We start from the raw sequence: 5,746 nt of genomic DNA on the forward strand, positions 1-5,746 counted from the left end.
TCCAGATTTTTGTTGGCTGTAGTCAGCCCGATGAAAGAAGTGTGGAACTTACAGGTGTGAAACCAGTAGAAATTGAATATTACAAATAAACCAGGGCTGCCATAAGGCAGCCCCCTTTTTCTTATTCAATAGTTCCCTGTCCATAATAAGCATTTGCACCATGTTTTCTATAGTAATGCTTATCCTGAAGCTCCTGCGGAGCAGGTTTCACATTCGGGTTGATCAGCTCGCAGCGGGAAGCCATCTTCGCAACCTCTTCCAGAACTACTGCATTATGTACTGCTTCATGAGCATCCTTACCCCAGGTGAAAGGACCATGGTTCTTGCAAAGAACAGCCGGAACTGCCTCATAATCTCTCTTCTTGAAATAATCCGCGATCAGGATACCGGTATTTTTCTCATAAGCATCCTCGATCTCGCTTTTGTTCAGGTTTCGGACACAGGGAACTTCACCATAGATATAATCTGCATGAGTGGTTCCATAGCAAGGGATTGCACGTCCGGCCTGCGCCCAGCTGGTAGCCCAGGAAGAATGGGTATGTACGATTCCGCCGATCTTCGGGAAAGAATTGTACAGAACTACATGGGTAGGTGTATCAGAGGAAGGGTTGTATTTTCCCTCTACTTTGTTGCCCTCCAGGTCAACAACTACCATATCTTCTGGTGTCAGCTTATCGTACTCTACGCCGCTTGGTTTGATAACGAAAAGACCCTTCTCACGGTCGATTCCGCTTACATTTCCCCAGGTAAAAGTAACCAGACCGTATTTCGGCAGATCCATATTTGCTTTGTAAACTTCTTCTTTTAATTTCTCAAGCATGGTTGTTTTCTCCTTTATGCATATAAAATATCAATTCCGCGCCCAGGCATTCTCTTAAGTGTTACTGTTCACGACCTTCACAGCAACACCCTTCGCGATGCATAGAACTCATGCTCTGCATGATTTCGCACCGCAAGTCTCGGTTTTTCTGTGAGCTTTGCCCACAAAAAACACCTCGCGGAATATTACCTATAAACAGTAACTATTAAGTACAATATATCACTTGTATGGATGTATTTCCACTTGTATCTTATTTATTTTTCCATTGTCCGCACACCCACAGCTCCTCAATCACCTTCAAATGCAGCAGCAAGCCGCGAACATCTCCGCTCCCGCTTCAAATGCCACTGCAAACAAGGCTTGTGCTTCCCACGGCGGCCAACGCATCACTCATACAACGGAATCTCATACCCCCAGGATTTCCGGATTCCATCCATAATTTCCATCACCCGCACAGTTTCATCATGAGGCATTTCCGGGCACTCTTTTTCACCTGCAGCAATGGCCCTTGCGCAAGCCTCCACTTCGTACTCATAACCAGTGATCTGCGCTGGCGGCAGGTAAGAAGCTACTTCTTTATGCTCATGATCGAATACGGTAATCTTCTCCGGATTATTGATATTCAATACCTGAATATACCCTTTTGTTCCAAAAATGCTTCCCACTCTGTCGGAAACCTCCCGGGCTCCGCACTGCAAAGTTGCCATCCGCTCTCCCTCGAAGACCATGGCGATGGTATCCAGAATATCCACGCCCTCACGGAAAATAGCAGTTGCCTGCACATCCTTTAACTTGTCCCCAAGGACCATGCTGGCAAAATTAATGGTATAAACGCCCACATCCAACAGTGCGCCACCAGCCAGCTCCGGCTTGCGGATACGTTCCACCTCACTGATGGTATAATTCAGATTGGCAGTAACGGAAGTCACTTCACCGATTACACCGCTTTCAATAATTTCGCCTATCATCTTCCGTGACGGCATATATCTGGTCCAGATTGCCTCTGTGATCAGAAGGTTTTTCTCCTTTGCCAGGGCAAAAAGCTTTCTCGCCTGATCTGCATTTACCGTAAAAGCCTTCTCACAGAGCACATTTTTCCCAGCTTCCAGGCACATTTTTGCATGAAGGTAATGATGGGAATGAGGGGTTGCAATGTAAACCAGATCCACCTGGGGATCTGCAAGCATTTCCTCATAAGAACCATAAGCCCTGGAAATGCCATGCTTCTGGGCAAACGCCTGTGCCCGTTCCAGGCTTCTGGCTGCCACCGCATAATTCTCCACATCCTTCATTCCAGCTACTGTTTTTGCCATCTGAACCGCAATACCGCCAGCTCCAAGAATTCCTATTTTCATTTATGTAAACCACCTTTCTAAAAACTTTCTTCAATATACAACGCCAGAGCCTGTTTGAAAAATCATTTCTGCAATCTGCACGCAGCCGTAAACTCTACAATTGCGTAAGGCTCGCCGCTTTCCGTAGAAAGCGCCACTGTAACCTTCCCTTCTTCCTGTTTCACCGCCGGATAAAAAACATCTCCCAGCAGTGCCTGCTTCTTATATTCCGCCCTCATCTGGCAGATCACAAATCTCTCCGGCAGATAATCTGCTGCCATACGGATATACTGACAATTGTTGACATGGTGATGGGTGTCCAGATGGTGCTTCTGAATAGCAAAAGGTTCTTCTGCACGCATTCCCACTGGCAATGCGATCTTGCGGGGTGCGTAATCCATATCCAGCTTTTCATCCAGTACATACCCTCTGGTATCTTCGTCTGTGAGTCTTGCCGGAAGGCCGGTCTTGGTGTCAATATTTGTCCAGATACTATTGGCATAGGACAAAAGCCCACCAGCTTCTGTGGTCAGGGTGAAATTACGCATTCCCAGAAAGCCCTTAAATCCATATGGGGCAGTGGTTGCCACAATGGTCTCGCCCATCTTCGGATACCGGTTCACGACAATCTGCCAGGCGGACAGCACCCAGGCTCTCTGACGCGCTTCCAGCACTTCCATACCCTGTCCGATTTCCTCAGACTGGAAGGTGCAGCAATCCTGATAATAATCCTGGATCCCAGGCAAAGTCAGGCAGCCATTTTCTCCTATTTCACTGTATCTTACACGGCCTTTAAAGCTGTAACTCATACTATGTCAATCTCCTTCGTGCTTACTTTTATTTCTATCGCTCCGCGTAAATTGCGCCCTAAGCGGACTTCTTTTTACCGTCTGATATCTTCACTCCCTGCATTCGCGCAGCGCGAAAATGTTTCCGCGACGAGAACCGCAATTTTTACTTCATTATATAACAAATCAGTCAATAATGATATGAAAATGCAGAAAATTTTTGTAATATTTTACTTGCTTCCACGCCTTAAACCATGTATAATAAAGGCATAAAAACAAAACAGCGAACGCTTATATATGTCCATAATCCGGTTGGACGTTTCTACCAACTACCCTAATAGTTGTCTATAAGCTGCATACGAAGAGGTGTGCAGGTGTAGCATTTTCGGGTGGTTTTTTTATTGCTGAATTCCCCGAAAATCTGTTCCCGGTTTTTCCGGCAGTACTTTCTCTGCCCCAATTTCCCGGGTTTACGCTTCTTCTCACCTCTCGCAGAAAGGATGGTTTGATATGAAGAAAGATTTGTTTGCTTTGAAGGGTACGATCTGTTACAGCAAGAACCAGAAAGAGCTTGTTTTCCACGAAGATTCTTATGTAGTCTGTGAAAACGGCCTCTGTGCCGGCGTTTTTTCCCAGCTTCCAGATGAATATAAGAGCATTCCTGTAGAAGACATGGGCGACCGTCTGATCATTCCAGGATTTACTGACCTGCATCTTCATGCCCCCCAGTACGCCTACCGCGGAACCGGCATGGATCTGGAACTGCTTGACTGGCTGAATACCATTACCTTCCCGCAGGAAGCCCGGTACGCAGACCTGGATTACGCGAAAAAAGCATACTCCATTTTTGTAGATGACCTGAAGCACAGCTTTACTACCAGAGCCTGCATTTTCGCCACCTTACACCGCCCGGCAACGGAGCTCCTTATGGACATGCTGGAAGAGAGCGGACTGGCAACTATGGTTGGAAAGGTAAATATGGACCGCAATGGAGCCCCAGAGCTTCAGGAGGAAAGCGCACAGGCTTCCGCACAGGATACACGCCAGTGGCTGGAAGAGATCAAGGGGCGCTACTGTCACACATATCCCATTCTTACGCCCCGTTTTACCCCATCCTGTACCGACGAGCTGATGACAGAGCTGGGAAAGATCCAGCGGGAATACCACATTCCAGTTCAGTCTCACCTGTCTGAGAATTTCGGGGAAATCGCATGGGTGAAGGACCTCTGCCCGACCAGCAGGTTTTATGGGGACGCGTATGACATGTTCGGGTTGTTTGGGGGAGCCTGCCCTACCATCATGGCTCACTGCGTTCACTCCACCGATGAAGAGATCCAGATGATCAAGGACCAGGGTGTTTACATCGCCCACTGTCCGGAATCCAACACAGACATCGCTTCCGGAATCGCGCCCATCCGCCGCTACCTTGACCTGGGACTTCACGTAGGACTTGGCACCGACGTTGCCGGAGGATTTTCCCTCTCCATGTTCCGCGCTATCGCAGACACCATCCAGGTTTCCAAGCTCCGCTGGCGCCTGATGGACCAGTCACAGGCTCCGGTTACGCTGGAGGAAGCCTTCTATATGGCCACTATCGGCGGCGGTTCCTTTTTCGGAAAAGCAGGCAGCTTCGAAAAAGGCTATGAATTCGACGCCCTGATCCTGGACGACGCAGGTATCCGTCACCCCCAGGAAATCTCCACCCGCGACCGCCTGGAACGCCTGGTTTACCTGTCTGATGACCGGAATCTGGTTGGAAAGTATGTGCAGGGACGGAAAGTGATCTAAAAAGGCAAAAACCTCTGGTCTGGAAGCAGTATATTATCAGGCCATATCTCTTCCAGCCAGAGGTTTTCATATATGCTGTTTTATCCTTCGTTTCTTACTCAATCCTGCAAACTTGCCTCTATATCTGCAATTTCCTGCTTCAGTACTGATTTCAGCTTCTCATATTCCTGCTGATCCCAAGGCAGATTTTGTTCTTGAAGGGACTGTCCTTAATTTCAGTCTCACTTTTGACATTTCCTAGAAGGTTATGAAAGATATTTTAACCAAGAAATTGGGAATTCTGGATTTTGCGGCTTGCTCCCCAAGGGAGACGATGCAACAGGCGTTTACCAAATTATCCTCTTTTTGAGAAATTTAGAGGTGACGTCATGAAATATTACAAATAACCATACAAAAAGCCTCTGAACCGGAGAGCAGTCTTCGACCAGAGGTTTTTCCTTTTACCCGTTGCTCACGTAAATCATTCCGCGCCCAGATACTCCCGGATCCGCGCCTCGTTCATATTTTCCCCGATCACGATCACCACTTCCTGGCCTACGGAAATGGGCTTCAGGGAAAATTCTTTGCGGGTGGCGTTTAGTTCCAGCCAGGTATTATCGGCAGCCACTACAGGAACGGAGTCCGCACCCGTGGTTCCGTTTCCTTCCTCCGCAGCGCTGTCTTCTAATTTCACAAATCCCTTAATCCGGAAAACATCCCCGCACTCCGGATCATCCAGGATCTGATGGGCAGCACGCTCCAGCTGTGCCTCTGAAATTTTCAACTCCATAAAATACAGCGACTGGAAGCCCTCTTTCTCATCGAAGCATTGTTTCTCAAAGTCTTCCATCACATATCCGCTGTTAAAAATCTTTTGGAAGTCTTCGTCTGTAAACTGCTCCCAGTCCTTATTCAGCACTTCTTTTTCTGTAAAGCGGCGTTTGCACTTCACACTCTCCAATGCCCGGTTCAGATGTTCTACAGTACCCTTGATCTCCTCCGCAGAAGCCTCCTGGCTCTTGCTAAGGACAATACAG

4 protein-coding genes, 1 pseudogene and 1 riboswitch are annotated in these 5,746 nt (G+C 47.7%); of the genes and pseudogenes, 1 reads left to right on the forward strand and 4 read right to left on the reverse strand.

The genetic code is table 11. The annotated features are described in order from the left end of the window. Positions 1-121 precede the first annotated feature (121 nt). The 3 genes from LIQ05_RS18870 to LIQ05_RS18880 form a co-directional block, all read right to left on the reverse strand. Entirely contained in the window at positions 122-820 is a 699-nt protein-coding gene (locus LIQ05_RS18870) for an L-ribulose-5-phosphate 4-epimerase (RefSeq protein WP_226822883.1), read from the reverse strand. A gap of 386 nt (positions 821-1,206) precedes the next feature. Beyond that, complete coding sequence (locus tag LIQ05_RS18875; RefSeq protein WP_226822884.1) at positions 1,207-2,175, reverse strand: Gfo/Idh/MocA family protein; 969 nt, start codon at positions 2,173-2,175, stop codon at positions 1,207-1,209. Positions 2,176-2,237: 62 nt separating this feature from the next. After that, positions 2,238-2,963, reverse strand: a complete 726-nt coding sequence (locus LIQ05_RS18880) for an acyl-[acyl-carrier-protein] thioesterase (RefSeq protein ID WP_226822885.1) — start codon at positions 2,961-2,963, stop codon at positions 2,238-2,240. 250 nt (positions 2,964-3,213) lie between these two features. Continuing rightward, a riboswitch (purine riboswitch) is annotated at positions 3,214-3,310 on the forward strand. A 142-nt stretch (positions 3,311-3,452) separates the two neighbouring features. Here LIQ05_RS18880 and LIQ05_RS18885 point away from each other — a divergent pair. Further along, a complete protein-coding gene (locus LIQ05_RS18885) occupies positions 3,453-4,730 on the forward strand; it encodes an amidohydrolase family protein (protein WP_226822886.1) in 1,278 nt (425 codons plus the stop codon). Between the two features lie 460 nt (positions 4,731-5,190). On the opposite strand, the pseudogene LIQ05_RS18890 reads toward LIQ05_RS18885, so the two are convergent. Continuing rightward, positions 5,191-5,746 (reverse strand): annotated as a pseudogene (locus LIQ05_RS18890) (GTP-binding protein); the annotation flags it as partial.

It is taken from the genome of Blautia glucerasea, from assembly GCF_020537505.1.
In the GTDB taxonomy this organism is placed as follows: domain Bacteria; phylum Bacillota; class Clostridia; order Lachnospirales; family Lachnospiraceae; genus Blautia_A.

Excerpts from the sequence above, each read along its gene's own strand:
- LIQ05_RS18870 (WP_226822883.1), bottom strand. The coding sequence starts at position 820 with ATGCTTGAGAAATTAAAAGAAGAAGTTTACAAAGCAAATATGGATCTG.
- LIQ05_RS18875 (WP_226822884.1), bottom strand. The coding sequence starts at position 2,175 with ATGAAAATAGGAATTCTTGGAGCTGGCGGTATTGCGGTTCAGATGGCA.
- LIQ05_RS18880 (WP_226822885.1), bottom strand. The coding sequence starts at position 2,963 with ATGAGTTACAGCTTTAAAGGCCGTGTAAGATACAGTGAAATAGGAGAA.
- LIQ05_RS18885 (WP_226822886.1), top strand. The coding sequence starts at position 3,453 with ATGAAGAAAGATTTGTTTGCTTTGAAGGGTACGATCTGTTACAGCAAG.